This is a genomic window from Natronomonas salina (assembly GCF_013391105.1).
GTDB classification, from domain to species: Archaea; Halobacteriota; Halobacteria; order Halobacteriales; family Haloarculaceae; genus Natronomonas; species Natronomonas salina.
In genome coordinates this window covers 3,591,949-3,610,227 of the sequence record NZ_CP058335.1, presented here as the reverse complement: position 1 = coordinate 3,610,227, position 18,279 = coordinate 3,591,949, and the positions used below count along the sequence as shown (strand labels likewise).

The window sequence follows — 18,279 nt, the reverse complement described above, 5'->3', positions numbered from 1 at the left end:
CACTCGGCGAGGAGATAAAAACGAGGGGGGCGGCGGCACCGTTCGCGGCTCCCGGCGCCGTTCCGCCGGACAGCCAGGCGCCGTCGCTGGGCGGGGTGAAAACACGGAGAGAATCGGGGTGGTCGCGCAGCCGACGAGTCGACCGGCTGGGGGCCGATCAGTCGTGGTGGACCATGAGCTGCTCGGCGATGCGGTGGGCGCCGTTCGCCGCCGCGAGCTCGGGACTGTCGGCGGTCGTGACCTCGACGTCGCGCTGCAGTTCCTCACCGAGTCGCTCTTCGACCTCCTCGACCAGGCCGGGGATGCAGGCCATCCCGCCCGTGAGGACGATCTGCTCGTCGAGGGCCAGCTTGTACACCTTCATGTAGTTGTTCGCCAGCTCCGGGAGGAACTCGTTGGCGATCTGGTCGACCACGCTGTCGACGTACTCGTCGACGGCGTCCATGACGCTGTCCTCGATGGTGAACTCGTGGGAGCCGCCGCCGGGCTGCTGGACGACGTCCGTGAACGCCTCGTAGTCCTCGAAGTCCGCGTGCTGTTCCTTGTACTCGCGGGCGGTCGTGATGTCGACCTTCACGCGGCCCTGCGTCTCCTCCTCGACGTAGGAGACGATGGTGCGGTCGACCTCGTTGCCGGTGACGCCGCCGGTCGCGTAGGGGGCGAGCTGCTCGCCGCGGCGGTACGCGCAGGCCTCGAGGTTCGTCGACCCGAGGTTGATGGCGACGAAGATGCTGTCGAGGGCGTCGAGCCCGTCGAAGCAGGGGACGGAGCCGCAGAGCGACTCGGGGTAGGCCCGGACGAACGTCTCGCCGACGGGGCTGGACTCGACGACCGCCTCGAGGTTCGCGACGCCCTCGTCGTTGTCGATGGTCGGGACGGCGTAGACGAGGCCGCTCTCCGGCGGCACGTCGGTGGCGTCCATGAACGCCTCGAAGAACGTCGCCGCGGCGTCGGCGTTCTCGTCGTCCTCGGGGAGGCCCGACCGGAGCATGTACTGCACGCGGTCGGGGTACTCGACGGCCGCCTCCTCGCCGTAGAGGACCTTCTCCTCGCCGGTGAGGGCGTCCTCGTAGGTCGCGAGGCAGGTGAGCGTCCGCTCGAGGTCGTCGGGCGTCTTCACGACGGTGCGCGTGCTGCCGAGCTTCACCCCGACGGGGTAGTCGCTGGGGGTGTCCGCGTCTGAGCCGGTCTGGGAATCGCTGCTCATGATACCTCCTCCCACCCCGCCGAACCTATAAACCAGCCGTGACTCAGCTCTCGATACGCCTCCCGAGGCCGCCGAATTCCGGACTTCGAGCGGTCACAGGACCAGCGAGACGACCTGGTAGACGAACCCGAGCGCGAAGACGGCGACGAGGAGTCCCGTCGTCACGACGACGAACGGCGAGAGGTACTCTTCCGCCTCGATGATGTAGTCCTCCATGGAGGTGCGGTCGTGACCGGACGGAAAAAGCGTTGCGACCCCCGGGCTGGGCGGGTCCGGTGCCGGGTTCCCGCGGGGCAGCGAAGGGTAACGCTCATCTACCTGCCGCGGCTGGTCCCGGCTGAATGCCAGAGCGTCCGCCCGACCGGGATAAGGTCGACGCCGTCTCGCTGGTGGCGGTCTGCGGCCTCCCCGGCGTCGGGAAGTCGACGGTCGCACGCCGGATCGCCGAAGGAATCGACGCCGAGGTGCTCCGGACCGACGTCGTCCGGAAGGAGCTGTTCGACGACCCCGAGTACACGGACGCGGAGACGACCGCCGTCTACGACGAACTGCTCGACCGGGCCGCCGAACGGCTCGCGGACGGCCGGTCGGTCGTCCTCGATGCGACGTTCAAGACCCGCGAGCGCCGACTGGAGGCTCGCGGGGTGGCCGACCGCCACGACCGCGGCTTCCGGCTCGTCCACGTCGACTGCGAGGAGCGGGTCGTCGAGCGCCGCATCGAGGCCCGCGACGGAGTCAGCGACGCCGACTTCGAGATCCACCGCCAGTTCCGCGAGGCCTTCGAGCCGGTCGAACTGGACCACGTCGCGGTCGACAACTCCGGGAGCGAAGCCGAGACCCGCAGCCAGGTCGACGCCGCGTTCCGACTCAACACAAGTAGTCCGTAACAAAGGAGTTCGGTATCCACCCCCAAGCCGGATTCGATGACCTCCGACCTCCGCCAGGGCGACGAACGCCCGATCGAATCGTCGGTCGCGGACGCCGACCGGGTCGACGCCGAGTCCCGCGTCGCGTGGTACTTCGGCGACCTCCTCGACAACGTGACCAGCGAGTACCCGGTCGCCCGCCACCGGCTCGTCGTGACCCTGGCGGCCCTCGACGCGGCCGCCCGCGCCCACGAGGACCTCGTCGAGGACCGCAGCGAGCCCGTCGGCTACGAGAACACGCCCGGTCGAGTCGTCAGGCTCCCCCTCCAGCTGTGGACCGTCTTCGAGGAGACGGAGGAGCTCGGCGAGGACGAACTGCGCGCCGCCCGCGCCGTCCACCGACGGATGGCTGTCGCACTCGCCGGCGCCGACCCCGACCCCGCCGCGCCCTTCTTCGTCTTCGCCGCCGAGTCGCCGTACTGACCGCCCCGCGGTCGCGGGTTACTTCCGCCCTCCCGCCGGGGCTTTACCCATGGACTGGCGCGCGGCCGTCGGGTTCGCGAGGACCGTCGTCGAGGAGGTCAGGGAGAACAACATCACCTTCATGGCGGGGAGCATCGCCCACTCCGCGTTCCTGTCGCTGCTGCCGCTGCTGCTGTTACTGCTCGTGATCACCGCCGCCGTCGGCAGCGACGCGCTCACCGAACAGCTCGTGTCGCTGGCCCGCCAGTACCTGAGCCCGGTCGGCCAGGGCCTGCTCTTCGAGGCGCTGACGAGCGCGTCGGACCGGGCGGGCGCCTCCGTCCTCGGCGTCGTGACGCTCGTCTGGGGGATGCTCCGGGTGTTCCGCGGCATCAACACGGCCTTCGACGAGCTCTACGGCGGCGAGGAGTCCGACCTCCTCGAGCAGGTCGTCGACGGCCTCGTCGCCTTCCTCTCGGTGGTCGTCGCGACCCTCGGGACGGCCGGCGGCGTGACGCTGCTCGCCATCGGCGAGCACCCGCTGGCCGTCGTGCTCAACCCGCTGGCGCTCGTCGTCGGGCTGACGGCCGCGTTCTTCCCGCTGTTCTACGTCTTCCCGTCGGTCGACTTCCGGCCGCGAGAGGCGCTGCCCGGGACGCTCGTCGCCGCCGTCGGCTGGGTGCTGCTGGAGGTGCTCTTCGGGTTCTACGTGGACGTCGTCGAGACGGTCTCGATGTACGGCGTCCTCGGCTCGATGATCCTCCTGCTCGTCTGGCTGTACGCCGTCGCGTTCGTGCTACTCGTCGGCGCGACCGTCAACCTCGCCCTCCGGCGCCGCCTGGACGACCGCCCCGACGGCACGCCCGCCTGACCGATAACCGCCAACCCGTTGCGTTCCGCCGGACTCAGGCGGTAAGTCGACCGGGTCGTTTATGGCCGGCCATCGCCGCCACTAAGGCAACCCTACGGGCAGTAATGTCACCGACAACCCTCATCCTCGCCGGGCTCGTCCTGCTGCTGACGGTCGGTATCGGTACCGTCGTCCACGAACTGCTGCACGCCGCCGTGCTGCGCGCCAGCGGCGTCGACTACGAGCTCCAGTGGCTCCACGGCGAGGCGACCGGCCGCCTCGGCGCCGGCGTCTTCGGCACCTGGGCCTCCGTCGAACTCCGGGCCGTCCCGGCCGACCTCGCCCCCTGGCGGCTCCGGGCCGCCTCGCTGGCGCCGCTGCTGCTGGCGACCCCGCTGGTCGCCGTCGCCGCCGGCGTCGTCCCCGACCCCTTCGCGGGCGACGCGGTCGTCCTGCAACTGGCCGTCGTCGGTTGGCTGGCCTGCTCGCTGCCGAGCCCACAGGACTTCTCGATGGTCTGGCACGCCGAGACGGTGCTCTCCGAGGGACACCTCCCGGTCGCCGACGGCGCCTGAAACAACGGTCCGGCTACCCTACTCCTCCTCGTCGGTCTCCTCGGCCTCCTCGTCGACCGTCTCCTCGACGAGGTCCTCGTCGATCTGCATCTCGCCGGGCTCGGCCGGCTCCTCCTTGACGTCGGACTGCGTCCGCTCGTCGACCTCCTCCAGCGACGGGTCGGCGCCGGCCGCCCCCGCCTCGGTCTCGTCATCGTCCGCCGAGGTATCGCCGATGGGGACGTCAACCCCGTTGCCCGGCAGCGCCTCCCCGGCGCGCTCCCGGAGGTCGTCGGGGTCGGGACCGCCCGACCCCAGCAATCGGCGGCCGAGGAGGAACCCTGCGGCGACCGCTCCCGCCCCGAGGACGGCCGTCCGCAGGGTCAGTTCGCTCCCGGTCTCGTCGGCGTCGGTCGCTTCCTCGCTCGAGTTTCCGTCGGATGGTAGGAGACGAGCCACGCCAGCGACTACGGTGTTCGGACCCAAGTTCGTTCGGGAGACCAACCCCAGCCGAACGGTAGGGAACCGGTCAGGGACCCGCAAACGGCGCCGTTACGGCCCCGAAGCCGACCGTTGTTACCGCTCTCCTGTCGGCGGCCACACACGTATTCCGCTCGGGACAGTAGTGACGCCCATGGAACAGGAACGTCTCGACCGCGCGCGCCAGGAACTGCAGTGGGCCAGCGAGCACGCCGACGCCCACGTCCGGACGCAACTGGAGTCCCTCGAGGGCGGGCTCTTCGAGGAGGAGGAGGGCACCATCACGAAGGACGACCCGGGGCCGAAGGTCGACCGCGTCGTCGAGGTGATGGAGAAGCTCGACGAACTCGAGGGCGAGGCCGACCACCCCGACGTCGCCGAGCGCATCGGCAGCGCCAGCGACCTCCTGGAGGCGTACCTGAAGAACCACCCAGAGGATGCGTGACCGGCGGGCCTACGAGGTCGTCGTCGTGGGCGGCGGGCCGGCCGGGATGACGGCGGCGCTGTACGCGACGCGGCTCGGCCACCGCACGGCGGTCTTCGAGAAGGAGGGCGGCAGGCACGCGGCGGTCAGCCACGTCCACAACCTCTACGGCGTCTCCGAGGACGTCTCGGGGCAGGAACTGGCCGCCCACGCCGTCGCACAGCTCGAGGAGTACGGCGGCGACTACCACCTCGACCCGGTCGACGAGGTCCGGCGAACCGGAGGCGACGGCGAGGGCGACTCCCGGTTCGTCGTCGAGGCCACCCACGCGACCGTCGAGGCCGACCGCGTCGTCTTCGCGACAGGGTTCACGGACTGCGGGCCCTACGTGCCGGCGCTGCAGCGGTTCGACGGCCGCGGGATGTTCTACTGTCTCCACTGCGACGCCTACGAGGTCGGCGACAGCCCGGCGTTCGTCCTCGGCCGCGACGACGCGGCGGCGACCGACGCGATGCTGCTGTTGAACTTCACCGCCGAGGTCGACCTGCTGCTCGACGGCGACGACCCGACGTGGAGCGACGAGACCGACCGCCAGCTGGCGGCCCACCCGGTCGAGGTCGTCGAGGCAGACGTCGTCGACGCCTACCCTGCGGACGTCGACGCCGAGGACCCGTGGCTCGGCGGTCTGACGTTCGGCGACGGCTCCGAGCGCGACTACCACGGCGGCTTCGCGATGTACGGCTCGGAGTACAACACCTCGCTGGCGGCGGCGCTGGGCTGCGACCTCGCCGAGGACGGCGCGATCGAGGTCGACGCCGACCAGGAGACCAGCGTCGACGGCGCCTACGCGGTCGGCGACGTCACCCACGGGCAGAACCAGACGGTCCTCGCGATGGCCGACGGCGCCAGCGCCGGCATGGCGCTGCACAGGGACCTGCGGCGGTTCCCGGTCCCCGTCGACGAACTCGAGGAGCGCGGCTCCACACCCGCGGCCCCGGCGGCGGCCAGCGACCTCCGGGCGCGGATGCGCCTGCTGCGCCGACGGGAGACCCACGCCGGACTCCGCGGCCCCGACCCCCGGCGGTAGGGCCAGCACCCGACAACCAATCCCGTCCAGCCGGTAACGGGAGTTGAACCGTCGTCGACACGTAGTCACCGGTAGTACAGTCGCGACGACCGACGCCGTTCCACGATATCATGACAACACACAGTTCCGACACACGCGAGCGCAGTCACGACGATAACGACGAGTCGCCGACCGGCGCGAGGCGGGCCGCCTCGACGGTCGCGAGCGTCAACGAGAACGGGTGGCTCAGCATGCTGCTCGGCGGTGCGCTGCTCGCTGGCGGCGTCCGCTCCTACCGGGGCTCGGGCGGCCGCGGCCGGGCCATCGCGCAGGGGCTCGCCGGCGCCGCGCTCGTCGCGGTCGGCCTCCGGCAGCGCCGGTCGGGTTCCGGGACGAAGGACGAGGACACCTCCGACGAGGCGGCCGCCCACCGCGAGCAGTCGAAGGTCCTCGACCAGGACGAGACGAACCCGCGCGGGACGTCGGGTGAGCCGGACGTCGAGAAGCAGACCGACACCGGCAACGTCGAGTTCACCGAGGAGCAGGACCTCGAGTCGGAGCGACAGCCCGACCTGGACGAGGAGACGGACTCGACGGACCCGCGGACCGGCGACGACGACCCCGAGATCGACCTCTCGGAGGCCGCGATGGCCGACGAGGCCAGCGAGGCCACCGGCCCGTCGTCGACGCAGTCCCAGCCCGCACAGACCGACCGGACAGAGCCCGAACGCGACCCCGACGAGGACGATTCATCCATGGACGACGACACCACGGCCGACGAGGACGAACCGGACGCCGACGCCGACCCCGGCGAAGCGACCGAGGAAGCGACGTCGGCCGACTCCGAGGACGTCGCCGAGGAGATCGTCGAGGACGAGATCGACGACGAGGACCGCGAGGGCGTCGAGACCGAGGGCGGCGCGACCGTCCACACGGACACGAACGAGTCCGACAACATGGACATCGACGTCGACGACGTCACCGACCCCGACGACGACCTGAACACGGAGTCGGCGGACTCCGAGGAGCAGTCCAGTTCCCACCTCGACGACGACCCGCCGGACGAAGACGAGGAGTGACGACGGCGAACAGGACTCGTCGTACCGAGCGGTGACAGGCCACCGACGGCCGCCGGGTGGTGACGGCGGCCCGCTGCGACCCCGTACCCTATTCTTCGCCGGATTCTTCGGACGTCGCGTCGTCGCCCTCCCGCAGCATCACCGTCGAGATGCGGGCGCCCTCGACCCCGTCGACCGTCAGCGAGTGGCCGTCGATTTCGATCCGGTCGCCGACCTCCGGCGCCCGCCCGAGACGGGCCAGCATGAGTCCGCCGACGGTATCGAACTCGTCGCTCTCGAAGTCGGTGTCGAGCCGGTCGTTGAGCGCGGAGATGGGGACGCCGCCGTCCACGTGGTAGGTCCCGGGACCGCGACTGTCGATGGACGGTTCGCGGTCCGCGACGTCGAAGTCGTCCTTGAGGTCGCCGACGACGACCTCGACGACGTCCTCGACGGTCGCGATGCCTTCGAGGGCGCCCCACTCGTCGATGACGGCGGCCATCTGGCGCTGCTCGTCGCGGAACTGCACGAGGAGGTCGTTGATGCGGGTCGACTCGGGGACGACGAGGACCTCGCGTGCGAGATCGCCCGCCGTGGCCGCCTCGTCGCCGTCGTCGCCCGCCCGGAGGACGTCCTTGACGTCCAGGTAGCCGACCACTTGGTCGGCGTCGTCGGCCTCGACCACCGGATAGCGGGTGTGCTCGGCCTCCAGGATGACCGACCGGAGCTCCGCGAGCGACGCGTCGGCGGGGAGGCTGACCACGTCGGGCCGTGGCACCATCACCTCGCGGACGCTGACGTCGTCCAGTTCGAACACCCGCTCGATCATGTCGACCTCGGCCATGTCGACGTGGCCCTGCTTGCCGGCGCGGGCCAGCACCATCCGGAGTTCGTCCTCCTGGAGCGTCTCCTCGGTCTCGGAGGCGGGCTGGACGCCGACGAGCTTCGTGAAGAAGTTCGCCGTGCCGTTGAACACCACGATGCCGGGTCGGAGCAGGAGGAAGCAGAACTTCATCGGGGGCGCGACGAGCAGGGAGATCCGCTGGGAGCGCTGGATGGCCAGCGTCTTCGGCGCGAGTTCGCCGAAGACGACGTGGAGGAACGTGATCACGGAGAAGCCGACGGCGAAGGAGATGAGGTGGATGAGTCCCGCCGGCAGTACCGGCTCCAGGAGGGGCTCCAGAAGCGACGCGACCGCGGGTTCGCCGGCCCACCCGAGTCCGAGCGAGGCGATGGTGATCCCCAGCTGCGTCGTCGCGAGGTAGTCGTCGAGGTTGTCCATCACGTCCGTGAGCGTAGCGGATCCCGGCCGGCCCGCGTCGGCGAGTTGCTCGACCGTCGTCGACCGGATCCGCACGAAGGCGAACTCGGCGGCGACGAAGAAGCCGTTCAGGACCACGAGGAACAGCGCCAGCAGGAGTCGCCCGACCGACAGGGCGACGTCTACCATCCCTCGACCCGTCCGTCGCGATGGTCGTCGGACTGCTGACGTGCGACGCGACCCCGTCTGCGAGCGGATGCGGTCGTCATGCCTCGGCAGACGCGGCGGACGCACTAAACGGTGGGTGTCCGCCGGCCGGCCCCCGAGGCGTCACCGCGGGGCGCCTCACTCGATGGGGAACCGGAGCATTGCCGCGACGCCGAACGTCTCGTCGAAGCGGGCGCCGTGCTCGGTCTCCGGTGGCACGACGACCACCTCGCCGCCCTCCCGCTCGCTCGACGTCGAACTCGTTGTCCCACTCGAAGGTCGGCTCGGCGACCCGCCCCGGGAGGTCGTCGAAGACGTACTCGACGACGTCGTCCTCGTATTCGACGGCCCCGACGTGGAGGACGAGGCCGTTCTCGGGCGTCTCGTCGTAGTCGTGGAGTAGCTGTCTCGCCCGGTCCAGCACCGCCCGGCGGTCCGTCGAACTCTCGTCGGAGTCGATGTACTCGGCCTCGGCGTGGTCCTCCTCCACCCGCTCGAGCGTCTCGCCGACGGACGCCTCGGGCGGGATCGCTACCGTCAGGGGGTCGTCTTCGTCGCCCTCGGCGTCCGATACGGCCTCGATGCGCTCCCGGAGTTCGTAGTCCGTGTTCATCGTGTTCGGCGGCCCCCGACGCCCCGCGTCCCCGTGACGTCCGGCGGTCCGGTCGGCGGAGCTACGCCGTTACCACGGTTCAGTGCCGGGCCTAGTCATCTTGGGTCGAAGAACAGAACACCCCTAAACAGCTCCCCTCCGGCGGTTCCTCGACAGCGACTCCTCGAGGACGACTGCCGTCCGGCCCGACCGCACCGTCAGGCGCCGATGGAGGGGTCGGCCCCGAAGTCGTCGTACCCCGCCAGGCGGTACTCTCGGGAGTCGGTGCAGTCCGCTGCGGCGGCGGCCAGTTCGCCGACCGCGGCGTCGAAGCGATGTTCGAACTCGTCGTACGGCGCGTCGTCCAGTTCCTCGAGGAACGCCTCGACCGAGAGCTCCTCGTCCCAGTCCTCGCGGAACGCGGCGGCCCTCGACGCCGCCTCGCCCGCGACGTCCGCGTCGGCTCCGTACTCCGATTCGAAGGCGTCCGCCAGTTCGGTCTCGAAGTCGTCGCTCATACGGTGTCGTGTTCGGCCGTCTCGAACGTATCCCTTGCGAAATGCAACCGTCCGGCCCCCGCCACGGCCCTGCCCCGGAGGCGAGGGTTCAACCGGCGTCGGGACCAACGAAGGGACGAACGGTCCGGACGACGCGACCGCACTTCCACCGATGTCCCCACGCACCACGAGACCGACCGAACCCGACGTCGACCACGGAACCGAGGCGCGAACGTCCCGCCTGCGACGCCTGGCCTCGCCGCTCGCCGCGCTGTCCGGCGTGCTGTTGCTCGTCGGCGCCGCCCGGGAGGCGACCGACCACCGGCGCCGAGCCGGCGGCCTCGCGCTCGCGGGCGGTGCACTCCTCGCGGGTTGGGTCCGACGGCAGGGACCCACGACGGTCACCGACCCGGAGGCACCCGCAGTCGGAGAGACGGACGAGCGGGCGTAGGTCTGCCGCGGAGTCCGACGGGCCTTTAGGTCTCGGCGGCGATTCCCACACGTGGATTCTGAGGAGGTACGCGACCACTGGGCGGATCGGTCCGGAGAGTACTCGCCGGAATACTACGCCCACTACGGGCCGGACGAGACCAGCGAGACGCTGCTGGAGATTCTCGACCGTCACCTCGGTCGGGACGCGTCGGTCCTCGAACTCGGCTGCAGTTCCGGCCGCCACCTCGCGCACCTCCACGAGCACGGCTACGACGACCTGTCCGGCATCGAGCTCAACGAGGACGCCTTCGACGTGATGGCCGAGGTCTACCCCGACCTCGCCGACGTCGGGGAGTTCTACCCGGCGGCGATCGAGGACGTCGTCGCGGACTTCACGGACGACCGCTTCGACGCGGTCTACTCCGTGGAGACGCTCCAGCACGTCCACCCCGACGCCGAGTGGGTCCTCGAGGAACTGGTCCGGGTCGCCGGCGACCTCCTCGTCACCGTCGAGAACGAGGGCGGCGAGGGGGCGCAGGCGACCGGGTCGGACGTGAACTACGTCAACGACGACTTCCCGCTGTACTACCGCGACTGGCACGACGTCTTCACGGGGCTGGGGCTGGAGGAGGTACACGCCGAGACCGGCGAGCGCGACACCGTACGCGCGTTCCGCGTCCCGCGGGATCGGGCCGCTCGCTGATACACCGACGACTCCTCACGAGGCCGGCGAGCTTCGGACCCGCTCGTCACCGCCGTTAAGTTCGTCCGCAGCGCACGCCAGACCGTGACGACCAACTCGGGTTCGGACGGCCGCGAGGAGCCGGCGCTGGTCGCCGCGGAGTGTGAGGGCGCCACGGGTCGGCGAGTCGACGTCGGACTCCTGGTCGCCCACGCTCCGGGGGCGGAGCCCGACGGGCTACGGTCCTTCGCCTCGCGGGCGGCCGCGGACGCGGTCGACGAGCTGGCCACCGCGACCGACGTCGGCTGGCGGTTCCACCTCGAGGACCCGGCGCGGCTCCCGGACCACGACCGCCGGCGGCCCTCGGAGTTCCTCGACCGCGCGACCCACCGGATGGTCGAGGGCCCCTACGACCTGGTCGTCGTGGTCACCGACGTCCCGCTGGTCTCCAGCCGGGAGCGGTTCGTCCCGGGCCTGGCCTCGCCACTGTCGCGCGTCGCCGTCGTCTCGACGGACCGCCTCCGGAGCGCGCCGCGCGGCCGCCCTCGGCGCGGGCTAGACGACGAGGCCGTCCGCTGGAACGCGGCGACGCTACTGGTCCACCTCGTCGGCCACGTCCTCGGCGCCCGGCACCGCGACGCCGACGACGGCGTCATGTCGCGGTTCCGGTTCGATCCCGACCGGCGGTCGGTCCCGGCGTTCGACGCCGACGTCGAGCGGTACCTCCACCGCGTCGCCGACGAGATCCCGGCGACCGAGGCCACCCCGCGGGGACCGCTCGGGCGGCTCGCGTTCCACGCGAAGAGCGCGGTCCGGAACCCGGGGCAGGTCCTGCAGGCGCTCGGCAACAGCCGCGCGCCGCTGCTCCCGCTGTCGTTGCCGAAGCTGTCGACCGCCGCGGTCGCGCCGACGCTCGTCATCGTCTTCAGCGCCGAGTCCTGGGACGTCGGCTTCCACATGAGCAACGCGACCGCGGCGCTGTTCGCCTGCGTGAGCGTCCTCGTGGCGGCGCTGTACCTCCTGTTCGTCCAGAACCTCTCGTTCCCCCGGAAGCGTCACCGGGTCGTCACCGAGCACACGGCGCTCGTCAACGTCACCGTCTTCCTCGTGCTCGTCGGGGCCATGGTCGGCCTGTTCGCGCTCGTGTGGGGGATCATCCTGGTCATCGAACTGCTGGTGTTCCCGCCGAACCTGATGTCGAACTGGCCGAGCCTCGAGGACCCCGCCGTCGGGTTCGTCGACCTCGTCCGGACGGGCGCGTTCATCAGCACCGTCGGCGTCCTCTCCGGCGCGCTGGCCGGCGGTCTGGAGAGCCGGACCATCGTCAGCCACCTGGCGCTGTTCCCGGACGAACCGTAGAAGCTACCCGCGACGACGGGAGGCGAGTCAGCGCTTCTCGAAGCCGTCGAGGTCGCCCTGCGGGTTCCCCTCCTCGACCTCGACGTCGTCCACGTCGGCCTTTATCGGCCCGCGTTCGCACCACTCCAGCATGGTCTCGACGTCCTCCTCGCTGCCCTCGAAGACGGCCTCGACCCGGCCGTCGTCGAGGTTTCGGACCCAGCCCTCGAGGTCGTGGGCGCGGGCGGTCTCGTGGGCGTTGTCGCGGAAGTGGACGTCCTGGACCTCTCCGGAGACGAACACGTGGACTCGTGACTCGGGCATCACGTCGGGATAGGGGTTCGCGATAGAAAACGACCAGGGGCGACGGAGTGAGTCGCCTACATCGCGTCGGTCGACTCGGGGAAGAGGCTCTCCGAGAGGTACGCAGACACCGTCCAGGTCGGGTCGTTCACGACCTGATTGATCTTCAGGTCGACCGCGGCCGAACAGAGGATGTACGCGTCCGGACGGGCGAGCCCGCGCTCCTCCTGCAGGTGGTCGAGCATGTGTCGGATCGCCAGCCTGGAGGCGTCCACGAGGTCGTCCGCGACGCCCGTAGTGGCGTACGCCGTCCCGTCAGCACCGCTGGGAGCGAACGGGCCGGTCGTCTCGAACCGCGGTTGCTCTATCTCCATCTCCGGTCGGAGCGTGAGGCGCGCGGTGACGGACATCGGGGCCTCGACGCCGGTGACGCACACCTCGCCGTCGCCCTGTGCGGCGTGGCAGTCGCCGACGCTGAACAGTGCGCCCGCGACCTCGACGGGGAGGTAGAGCGTCGATCCGGCCGTGAGGTGCTTGACGTCCAGGTTGCCACCCACGCGCCGCGGCGGCGTGGTGCTGTGGTCGCCGGGCGCTGCAGGGGCCACGCCGGCGATCCCGGGGAACGGGGCCAGCGGGACCTCGATCCCGTCGACGAACTCGCCGACGTCGCCCTCGAGGTTCCACACGTGCAGCCCCGGTTCGTCGAACTCGTCAGGGAGGAGTCCCTTCCCTGCCGCGGACGGATAGAAGTAGCTCACTCCGAAGCCCTCGTGCTGAAAGTCGAGGAACTCGACGGCGAGGACGTCGCCCGGTTCGGCCCTGGCGACGCGAACCGGCCCCGTGAGCGGGTGCCCCTCGAAGGACATCGCCTCCAGATCCGCGACCGTCGACCCGGCGTCGAAGTGGCCGTTCGCCGCGTCGCGGCACTCGAAGGCCACCACGTCGCCCGACTCGACCGAGAGGACGGGGTCGAGGTCGCGGTTCCAGGCGCCGACGTGGACGTTCTCCGGACGGTCGTCGAGTCGGTGGTCGATCGAGGGGTCGGGAGGCACACCCGACCGTCGGCCCGAGCAGGCTAAGCCCTGTTGTTCGGTCGGTCGCCGTCCCCTCCGGCTCGACGGGCAGTGATGAATAGGCAGGCAGGAGGCTTTTTCGTCGCCTCTCCGTCTAGTCCGTATGGAACTCGGTAGTCGGGCGCTCGACCGGTCCCGCGTCGGCTGGTGGCTGCTCGTCCTCGCCGTCGCCGGGGGCTTGGCCTTCGTCCTGCACTCCTTCGTCGGCACCTTCGTGCTCGCAGTGTTCATCTACTACGGGATGCGCCCGCTCGACCGCCGCCTCGAGTCGTACCTGTCGACCAGCGCGGCCGCGGCCGTCTCCATCGTCGTCGTCGGTCTCCCTGTGTTACTGCTCGTCGCCGCAGTCATCGTCGTCGGCGTCACCGAACTCGGGAACACGGGACTGCTCGACCAGGCCCAGTCCGCGCTGGAGCCGTACCTCGGGGGTGGCTCGGGCGATATCACCGAGCGGCTCTCGTCCGTCGCCGGCGGCGACACCGGGTCGGCGACCGGCGTGCTCCTCCAGGGCGCCGGCGTCCTCTCGGCGCTCGCCGGCGGCATCATGCACCTCTTTCTGGCCGTGACGGCGGCCTTCTACCTCCTCCGGGACGACCACCGGCTCCGAGGCTGGTTCCGCTCGACGATCGGTGGCGCGGGGAGCACCGCCTACGCCTACGCGACCGCCGTCGACCGCGACCTCGCGACGATCTACTTCGGGAACGTCCTGCTCGTGGCCGTCGTCGCGGTGGCCGCGACCGTGGTCTACCACGCCTACAACCTGGTCGCGCCGGCCACGGTCTCCATCCCGGCGCCGACCGCGCTGGCGCTGCTGACCGGCTTCGCCAGCCTCGTGCCGATTGTCGTCGGCAAGATCGTCTACATCCCGCTGACGCTCGGCCTGGCCGCCCAGGCCGTCCGGACCGACCCCGGGTTGCTCGTCTACCCGGCCGTCCTCTTCGGCGTCGCCCTCGCGTTCCTCGACCTCGTTCCGATGACGTTCGTCCTCCCGAAGGTGGCCGGGAAGGCCGGCCACACGGGACTGGTACTGTTCGCGTACATCCTCGGGCCGATGCTGTTCGGGTGGTACGGGCTGTTCCTCGGCCCGCTCCTGCTCGTCGTCGGCGTCCAGACGGTCCGGATCGTCCTCGAAGAACTGATCCACGGCGAGCCGCTGTCACCCGAGGTGACGTCCGCGGAGCCGCTCGGGTCGCCGCCCGAGACCGGCGACACGGACTGAGCGCCGAGTCTGACGCTGCGTCGCGTCGAGCGAACAAGGACGGCAGCCCCTTTCAGGTGCCGGCAGAGGGCTCACACACCCCGGGCCCCACGTCTAGGTAGGTCCCGCTGGACCGCCGTCCAATCCCACCATGACCGAAATAGGCTTCACGCTGTCGAGCGAGGAGCATCACCCCAACGACCTCGTCGAGTACGCCCGGCAGGCGGAGGCGGCCGGCTTCGACTTCCTCTCCATCTCGGACCACTTCCACCCCTGGGTCAGCGAGCAGGGGCAGTCCCCCTTCGTCTGGTCGACCCTCGGCGGCGTCGCGGCCGCGACCGACGACGTCGACGTCGGCGTCGGCGTCTCGGCGCCGATCATCCGCCTCCACCCGGCCGTCTACGCGCAGGCCGCCGCCACCGCCGCCGCCATGTTCGAGGACCGCGAGTTCTACGCCGGCGTCGGCACCGGCGAGAACCTGAACGAGCACGTGCTGGGCGACCGCTGGCCGGAACACGCAGTTCGCCTCGAGATGCTCGAGGAAGCCGTCGAGGTCATCAAGGAACTCTGGACCGGGCGGGAGGTCAGCCACCACGGCGAGCACTACACCGTCGAGAACGCGAAGCTGTTCACGCTTCCCGAGGAGACCCCGCCGCTCTGCGTCTCCGCGTACGGCGACCGAACGGCAACGACGGCCGCGGAGGTCGGCGACGGCTTCTGGTCGGTCGGCCCGCAGGAGGTCGTCGACACCTGGGAGGCGGAGGGCGGGTCCGGCCCGCGGTTCTGCCAGCTCCAGGCCTGCGTCGCCGAGACCGAGGCGGAGGCCATCTCGACGGTCTACGAGCGGTGGCCCAACGTCGCACTGCCGGGCGAACTCAGCTCCGAACTCGCGACGCCGGCGCTCTTCGAGCAGGCGACCCAGATGGTCGAGGAGGAGGACATCGCCGAGAGCAGCGTCCTCACGAGCCCCGATCCACAGGACCACATCGACAACATCCAGCAGGCGATCGACGCCGGCTACGACCACGTCTACCCGATGCAGATCGGCGACGACCAGTCGGCCATGATCGAGATGTACCGTGAGGAGGTCCTCCCGTCGTTCTCCTGATCGCGGTGCGGAAGGAGCAGACGGGTACTGTTTAGCAGCGTTCGCGAGAGCGCGGTGGCCTCGGCACTCATAGGGCTCGTCACGGCCGGCTGCCTACACCGGCTCGGCCCGGTCGCTCGTCATCGGCCGGCCGACGGTACGGACGCGGGGGTGAAGTCGCTTACTCGTCGCCGGCGGGGAGCAGCCCCAGGCTCTCGCCGACGCCGAAGACGTCGAGCTGGTGGAGGACGTCCTCGTCGGTCGGGTCCAGCAGGAGCCGTTCGTCCTCGAGGTCGAGGAACAGCTCGTCGTCGACGATCGCGAGGTCGCCGTCGGCGAACTCCTCGAAGACGTCCTCGCCGGTCTGCTGGAACAGCTCACCGAGGGACTGGCCGGTCTCCTGGGCCTCCTGGAACAGTTCGGCGACGACGTCGGGCGCCGAGGCGGGGTCCTCGACGGCGGTCTGGAGCAGTTCGCCGAGCGTCTCGCCGCGCTCCTCGAGTTCGGCCTGCAGTTCGTCCACGAGGTCGGCTGCGTCGGACATCGTGGAGGGACGCTCCACGGCCAGAAACAAAGGTTTGAGGGTTCGTGCAGTCGGTCAGTCGTCGGTCGGGGTCGGCGCGTCCGGCCCGGTGCCGTCCTCGGGCCGGGCGTCGAACAGCGGGCTCTGGTCGCCGGGGACGAGGGTGTTGAGCAGGAGCGCCGACAGCGCGGTCATGATGACCGGTTCGCCGAAGAAGGTCGCGGCGGCCTCCGGGAGTCCACCGAGGGCCTCGGGTTTGGTGGCGACGCCGAGGCCGAGGCCGAGCGCGACGGCCATGATGACCATGTTCCGGCGGTCGAGGTCGGTGTGCAGCAGGATGAGGCGGGCGCCGCTGGCGGCGACCATGCCGGCCATCAGGAGGACGGCGCCGCCGAAGACGGCGCTGGGGATGGTCGCGACGACCGCGCCGACCTTCGGGCTCAGCCCGAGAACGGCGAGCATGACGCCGCAGATGGCGACGACGTGGCGGCTCATCACGCCGGTGAAGTTGACGATGCCGACGTTCTGGGAGAAGGAGGTGACGGGGAATGCGGCGAAGACGGAGCCCAGCGAACTGAGCAGGCCGTCCGTGAGGAGGCCGCCGCGGAACTCCTCGTCGGAGGGGTTGCGGCCCTCGGCGGCGGTGATGCCGGACATGTCGCCGACGGTCTCCATCGCGGAGACGAGGAAGAGGAAGGCGAAGGTGACGATGGGGACCGGCTCGAAGGCGAAGCCGAACTTGCCGGGCGAGGGGAAGGCGACCCACGCCGCGTCGGCGACGGGCGCGAAGTCGACGAGGCCCATCGCGACGGCGACGACGTAACCGATGCTGATACCCGCGAGGACCGCCAGCAGTCGCGCGACGCCGCGGGTGAAGAGGTTGAGGACGACCGCGATGGAGAGGACGAGCGCCGCGAGGCCGAGGTTGTGGACCGCGCCGTAGTCCTCGGCGCCGACGCCGCCGGCGGAGTAGTCCATCGCGACCGGGATGAGGTAGAGGCCGATGATGACGACGACGAGGCCGGTCACCAGCGGCGGGAAGAAGGGTTCGATGCGCTTGAACTGCCAGCCGATGAGCCCCTCGACGAGGAGGCCCGTCACGAGTATCGCGCCGAAGACGGCCGCGAGGCCGTAGTTCAACCCGATGCTCACGGAGGCGCCGACGAACGTGAAGCTCGTCCCCATCACGATGGGGAGCTTCGCGCCGACGGGGCCGACGGTGTAGGCCTGGACGACGGTCGCCAGCCCCGAGAACAGCAGCACCATCTGGACGATGTAGGCGGTGTCCGCGCCGCCGAGGCCCACCTCGCCGGCGACGATGTAGGCGACGGCCGTCGCCGGGACGATCATCACCGCGACGTGCTGGAGGCCGAGCAGTATCGACTTCGGCAGCGGGGGCTTCTCGTCGAGCCCGTACTCGAGCTGGATCTCCCCGTCGGTATCGGTCGACATCTATGGCCGGCTGGACAGGCTCCCACCCCATAATAGTTCCGTGTCCACGCGCATTTCTGACCTTCTACGGAGACATATTATGCACGGTCGTGGATATCAGTGGATGACGACCTCGCCGTCCTCGACGGTGATGTCGACGAGGCTGGTCGCCTCGTAGCCGGTGTCGTCGAGGGCCGACTCGCCGACCTTCCGGATGACGACGACGATGTCGGCGATCTCGGCGCCGATCCCGTCGAGGGCGTCGCAGATGGCCGCGAGCGTCCCGCCCGTCGACAGCAGGTCGTCGACGATGAGCACGCGGTCGCCGTCCTCGACGTCGTTGATGTACATCTCGGACTCGGAGTAACCGGTCGTCTGGTGGAGGGAGACCTCGCCGTCGAGGCCGTAGGAGCGCTTCCGGATGACGACGAGCGGGACGTCCGTCTGCAGGGAGAGGGCGGTCGCGAGGTGGATGCCCATGGCCTCGGGCGCGACGATCTTGTCGACGTCGAGGTCGGCCGCGCGGATGACGCCGACGACGACCTCCCGGAGGAGCTCCGGGTCGAGCACCGGCACCCCGTTGCTGATCGGGTGGACCATGTACTCGTAGCCGTCCTTGTCGATTATCGGCGCGTCGTGGAGCGATTCGCGCAGTCGGTCCATGGCGCCCGTTCGGCGATACGTGGGA

General features: G+C 70.2%; 23 protein-coding genes. 12 read left to right on the top strand and 11 right to left on the bottom strand.

Annotated elements, in window-relative coordinates; genetic code table 11:
• Positions 1-157: 157 nt before the first annotated feature.
• A complete protein-coding gene (locus tag HWV07_RS18830) occupies positions 158-1,207 on the bottom strand; it encodes an actin-like salactin (RefSeq protein WP_178335807.1) in 1,050 nt (349 codons plus the stop codon).
• A 93-nt stretch (positions 1,208-1,300) separates the two neighbouring features.
• Positions 1,301-1,423, bottom strand: coding sequence for a hypothetical protein (locus tag HWV07_RS20005; protein WP_281362319.1), 123 nt, complete (start codon positions 1,421-1,423; stop codon positions 1,301-1,303).
• A gap of 125 nt (positions 1,424-1,548) precedes the next feature.
• On the opposite strand from HWV07_RS20005, the gene HWV07_RS18825 reads away from it, so the two are divergent.
• The 4 genes from HWV07_RS18825 to HWV07_RS18810 all read left to right on the top strand — a co-directional run bounded on the left by HWV07_RS18825 (position 1,549) and on the right by HWV07_RS18810 (position 3,960).
• Positions 1,549-2,094: a P-loop nucleotide/nucleoside kinase family protein gene (locus HWV07_RS18825; protein ID WP_178335806.1), complete on the top strand. Its 546-nt coding sequence runs from the start codon at positions 1,549-1,551 to the stop codon at positions 2,092-2,094.
• A 36-nt stretch (positions 2,095-2,130) separates the two neighbouring features.
• Entirely contained in the window at positions 2,131-2,556 is a 426-nt protein-coding gene (locus tag HWV07_RS18820) for a DUF8048 family protein (protein ID WP_178335805.1), read from the top strand.
• Between the two features lie 49 nt (positions 2,557-2,605).
• Positions 2,606-3,406: a YihY/virulence factor BrkB family protein gene (locus HWV07_RS18815; protein WP_178335804.1), complete on the top strand. Its 801-nt coding sequence runs from the start codon at positions 2,606-2,608 to the stop codon at positions 3,404-3,406.
• 104 nt (positions 3,407-3,510) lie between these two features.
• Positions 3,511-3,960, top strand: coding sequence for a hypothetical protein (locus tag HWV07_RS18810; RefSeq protein ID WP_178335803.1), 450 nt, complete (start codon positions 3,511-3,513; stop codon positions 3,958-3,960).
• A gap of 18 nt (positions 3,961-3,978) precedes the next feature.
• On the opposite strand, the gene HWV07_RS18805 is transcribed toward HWV07_RS18810, so the two are convergent.
• Positions 3,979-4,398, bottom strand: coding sequence for a hypothetical protein (locus HWV07_RS18805; protein ID WP_178335802.1), 420 nt, complete (start codon positions 4,396-4,398; stop codon positions 3,979-3,981).
• A 175-nt stretch (positions 4,399-4,573) separates the two neighbouring features.
• Between HWV07_RS18805 and HWV07_RS18800 the strand changes: the two genes are divergently transcribed.
• The 3 genes from HWV07_RS18800 (at position 4,574) to HWV07_RS18790 (ending at position 6,988) form a co-directional block, all read left to right on the top strand.
• On the top strand, positions 4,574-4,864 hold the full coding sequence (locus HWV07_RS18800) for a DUF7553 family protein (RefSeq protein WP_178335801.1): 291 nt from the start codon (positions 4,574-4,576) through the stop codon (positions 4,862-4,864).
• Entirely contained in the window at positions 4,857-5,930 is a 1,074-nt protein-coding gene (locus tag HWV07_RS18795; protein WP_178335800.1) for an NAD(P)/FAD-dependent oxidoreductase, read from the top strand. The genes HWV07_RS18800 and HWV07_RS18795 overlap by 8 nt, the downstream gene beginning before the upstream one ends.
• A gap of 110 nt (positions 5,931-6,040) precedes the next feature.
• Positions 6,041-6,988, top strand: coding sequence for a hypothetical protein (locus tag HWV07_RS18790; protein WP_178335799.1), 948 nt, complete (start codon positions 6,041-6,043; stop codon positions 6,986-6,988).
• 88 nt (positions 6,989-7,076) lie between these two features.
• Here the strand turns inward: HWV07_RS18790 and HWV07_RS18785 are convergent, their stop codons facing one another.
• From HWV07_RS18785 to HWV07_RS18775, 3 genes are all read right to left on the bottom strand, one after another.
• Complete coding sequence (locus HWV07_RS18785; protein WP_178335798.1) at positions 7,077-8,417, bottom strand: hemolysin family protein; 1,341 nt, start codon at positions 8,415-8,417, stop codon at positions 7,077-7,079.
• A gap of 76 nt (positions 8,418-8,493) precedes the next feature.
• Positions 8,494-9,048, bottom strand: a complete 555-nt coding sequence (locus HWV07_RS18780; protein WP_178335797.1) for a hypothetical protein — start codon at positions 9,046-9,048, stop codon at positions 8,494-8,496.
• Between the two features lie 197 nt (positions 9,049-9,245).
• Positions 9,246-9,545, bottom strand: coding sequence for a hypothetical protein (locus tag HWV07_RS18775; RefSeq protein WP_178335796.1), 300 nt, complete (start codon positions 9,543-9,545; stop codon positions 9,246-9,248).
• 151 nt (positions 9,546-9,696) lie between these two features.
• Between HWV07_RS18775 and HWV07_RS18770 the strand changes: the two genes are divergently transcribed.
• The 3 genes from HWV07_RS18770 to HWV07_RS18760 all read left to right on the top strand — a co-directional run bounded on the left by HWV07_RS18770 (position 9,697) and on the right by HWV07_RS18760 (position 11,997).
• The gene (locus HWV07_RS18770) at positions 9,697-9,975 is read left to right on the top strand and encodes a hypothetical protein (protein ID WP_178335795.1); all 279 of its coding nucleotides are present in this window, start codon (positions 9,697-9,699) and stop codon (positions 9,973-9,975) included.
• A gap of 51 nt (positions 9,976-10,026) precedes the next feature.
• Positions 10,027-10,659 carry a class I SAM-dependent methyltransferase gene (locus HWV07_RS18765; RefSeq protein ID WP_178335794.1) on the top strand — a complete coding sequence of 211 codons (633 nt, stop codon included), beginning with the start codon at positions 10,027-10,029 and terminating at the stop codon, positions 10,657-10,659.
• An 84-nt stretch (positions 10,660-10,743) separates the two neighbouring features.
• Complete coding sequence (locus tag HWV07_RS18760) at positions 10,744-11,997, top strand: zinc metalloprotease (protein ID WP_211694184.1); 1,254 nt, start codon at positions 10,744-10,746, stop codon at positions 11,995-11,997.
• 27 nt (positions 11,998-12,024) lie between these two features.
• On the opposite strand, the gene HWV07_RS18755 is transcribed toward HWV07_RS18760, so the two are convergent.
• Positions 12,025-12,300 carry an acylphosphatase gene (locus HWV07_RS18755; RefSeq protein ID WP_178335793.1) on the bottom strand — a complete coding sequence of 92 codons (276 nt, stop codon included), beginning with the start codon at positions 12,298-12,300 and terminating at the stop codon, positions 12,025-12,027.
• A 56-nt stretch (positions 12,301-12,356) separates the two neighbouring features.
• Positions 12,357-13,331 carry an acetamidase/formamidase family protein gene (locus HWV07_RS18750; protein WP_178335792.1) on the bottom strand — a complete coding sequence of 325 codons (975 nt, stop codon included), beginning with the start codon at positions 13,329-13,331 and terminating at the stop codon, positions 12,357-12,359.
• A gap of 124 nt (positions 13,332-13,455) precedes the next feature.
• Between HWV07_RS18750 and HWV07_RS18745 the strand changes: the two genes are divergently transcribed.
• Together HWV07_RS18745 and HWV07_RS18740 are read left to right on the top strand one after the other, a co-directional pair.
• Positions 13,456-14,571 carry an AI-2E family transporter gene (locus HWV07_RS18745; protein WP_178335791.1) on the top strand — a complete coding sequence of 372 codons (1,116 nt, stop codon included), beginning with the start codon at positions 13,456-13,458 and terminating at the stop codon, positions 14,569-14,571.
• 130 nt (positions 14,572-14,701) lie between these two features.
• Positions 14,702-15,658, top strand: coding sequence for a TIGR03557 family F420-dependent LLM class oxidoreductase (locus HWV07_RS18740; RefSeq protein WP_178335790.1), 957 nt, complete (start codon positions 14,702-14,704; stop codon positions 15,656-15,658).
• Between the two features lie 160 nt (positions 15,659-15,818).
• On the opposite strand, the gene HWV07_RS18735 is transcribed toward HWV07_RS18740, so the two are convergent.
• From HWV07_RS18735 to hpt, 3 genes are all read right to left on the bottom strand, one after another.
• Positions 15,819-16,181 carry a hypothetical protein gene (locus HWV07_RS18735; RefSeq protein ID WP_178335789.1) on the bottom strand — a complete coding sequence of 121 codons (363 nt, stop codon included), beginning with the start codon at positions 16,179-16,181 and terminating at the stop codon, positions 15,819-15,821.
• Between the two features lie 54 nt (positions 16,182-16,235).
• Positions 16,236-17,612: a uracil-xanthine permease family protein gene (locus HWV07_RS18730; protein ID WP_178335788.1), complete on the bottom strand. Its 1,377-nt coding sequence runs from the start codon at positions 17,610-17,612 to the stop codon at positions 16,236-16,238.
• 96 nt (positions 17,613-17,708) lie between these two features.
• The gene (hpt, locus tag HWV07_RS18725; protein WP_178335787.1) at positions 17,709-18,254 is read right to left on the bottom strand and encodes a hypoxanthine/guanine phosphoribosyltransferase; all 546 of its coding nucleotides are present in this window, start codon (positions 18,252-18,254) and stop codon (positions 17,709-17,711) included.
• Between the last annotated feature and the right edge of the window lie 25 nt (positions 18,255-18,279).

What these genes read in the sequence shown, in the direction of transcription:
- HWV07_RS18810 (WP_178335803.1), top strand. Translation starts at nt 3,511, where the DNA reads ATGTCACCGACAACCCTCATCCTCGCCGGGCTCGTCCTGCTGCTGACG.
- HWV07_RS18780 (WP_178335797.1), bottom strand. Translation starts at nt 9,048, where the DNA reads ATGAACACGGACTACGAACTCCGGGAGCGCATCGAGGCCGTATCGGAC.
- hpt (WP_178335787.1), bottom strand. Translation starts at nt 18,254, where the DNA reads ATGGACCGACTGCGCGAATCGCTCCACGACGCGCCGATAATCGACAAG.
- HWV07_RS18770 (WP_178335795.1), top strand. Translation starts at nt 9,697, where the DNA reads ATGTCCCCACGCACCACGAGACCGACCGAACCCGACGTCGACCACGGA.
- HWV07_RS18800 (WP_178335801.1), top strand. Translation starts at nt 4,574, where the DNA reads ATGGAACAGGAACGTCTCGACCGCGCGCGCCAGGAACTGCAGTGGGCC.
- HWV07_RS18745 (WP_178335791.1), top strand. Translation starts at nt 13,456, where the DNA reads ATGGAACTCGGTAGTCGGGCGCTCGACCGGTCCCGCGTCGGCTGGTGG.
- HWV07_RS18795 (WP_178335800.1), top strand. Translation starts at nt 4,857, where the DNA reads ATGCGTGACCGGCGGGCCTACGAGGTCGTCGTCGTGGGCGGCGGGCCG.
- HWV07_RS18825 (WP_178335806.1), top strand. Translation starts at nt 1,549, where the DNA reads ATGCCAGAGCGTCCGCCCGACCGGGATAAGGTCGACGCCGTCTCGCTG.
- HWV07_RS18830 (WP_178335807.1), bottom strand. Translation starts at nt 1,207, where the DNA reads ATGAGCAGCGATTCCCAGACCGGCTCAGACGCGGACACCCCCAGCGAC.
- HWV07_RS18735 (WP_178335789.1), bottom strand. Translation starts at nt 16,181, where the DNA reads ATGTCCGACGCAGCCGACCTCGTGGACGAACTGCAGGCCGAACTCGAG.
- HWV07_RS18815 (WP_178335804.1), top strand. Translation starts at nt 2,606, where the DNA reads ATGGACTGGCGCGCGGCCGTCGGGTTCGCGAGGACCGTCGTCGAGGAG.
- HWV07_RS18730 (WP_178335788.1), bottom strand. Translation starts at nt 17,612, where the DNA reads ATGTCGACCGATACCGACGGGGAGATCCAGCTCGAGTACGGGCTCGAC.
- HWV07_RS18755 (WP_178335793.1), bottom strand. Translation starts at nt 12,300, where the DNA reads ATGCCCGAGTCACGAGTCCACGTGTTCGTCTCCGGAGAGGTCCAGGAC.
- HWV07_RS18740 (WP_178335790.1), top strand. Translation starts at nt 14,702, where the DNA reads ATGACCGAAATAGGCTTCACGCTGTCGAGCGAGGAGCATCACCCCAAC.
- HWV07_RS20005 (WP_281362319.1), bottom strand. Translation starts at nt 1,423, where the DNA reads ATGGAGGACTACATCATCGAGGCGGAAGAGTACCTCTCGCCGTTCGTC.
- HWV07_RS18790 (WP_178335799.1), top strand. Translation starts at nt 6,041, where the DNA reads ATGACAACACACAGTTCCGACACACGCGAGCGCAGTCACGACGATAAC.
- HWV07_RS18785 (WP_178335798.1), bottom strand. Translation starts at nt 8,417, where the DNA reads ATGGTAGACGTCGCCCTGTCGGTCGGGCGACTCCTGCTGGCGCTGTTC.
- HWV07_RS18820 (WP_178335805.1), top strand. Translation starts at nt 2,131, where the DNA reads ATGACCTCCGACCTCCGCCAGGGCGACGAACGCCCGATCGAATCGTCG.
- HWV07_RS18775 (WP_178335796.1), bottom strand. Translation starts at nt 9,545, where the DNA reads ATGAGCGACGACTTCGAGACCGAACTGGCGGACGCCTTCGAATCGGAG.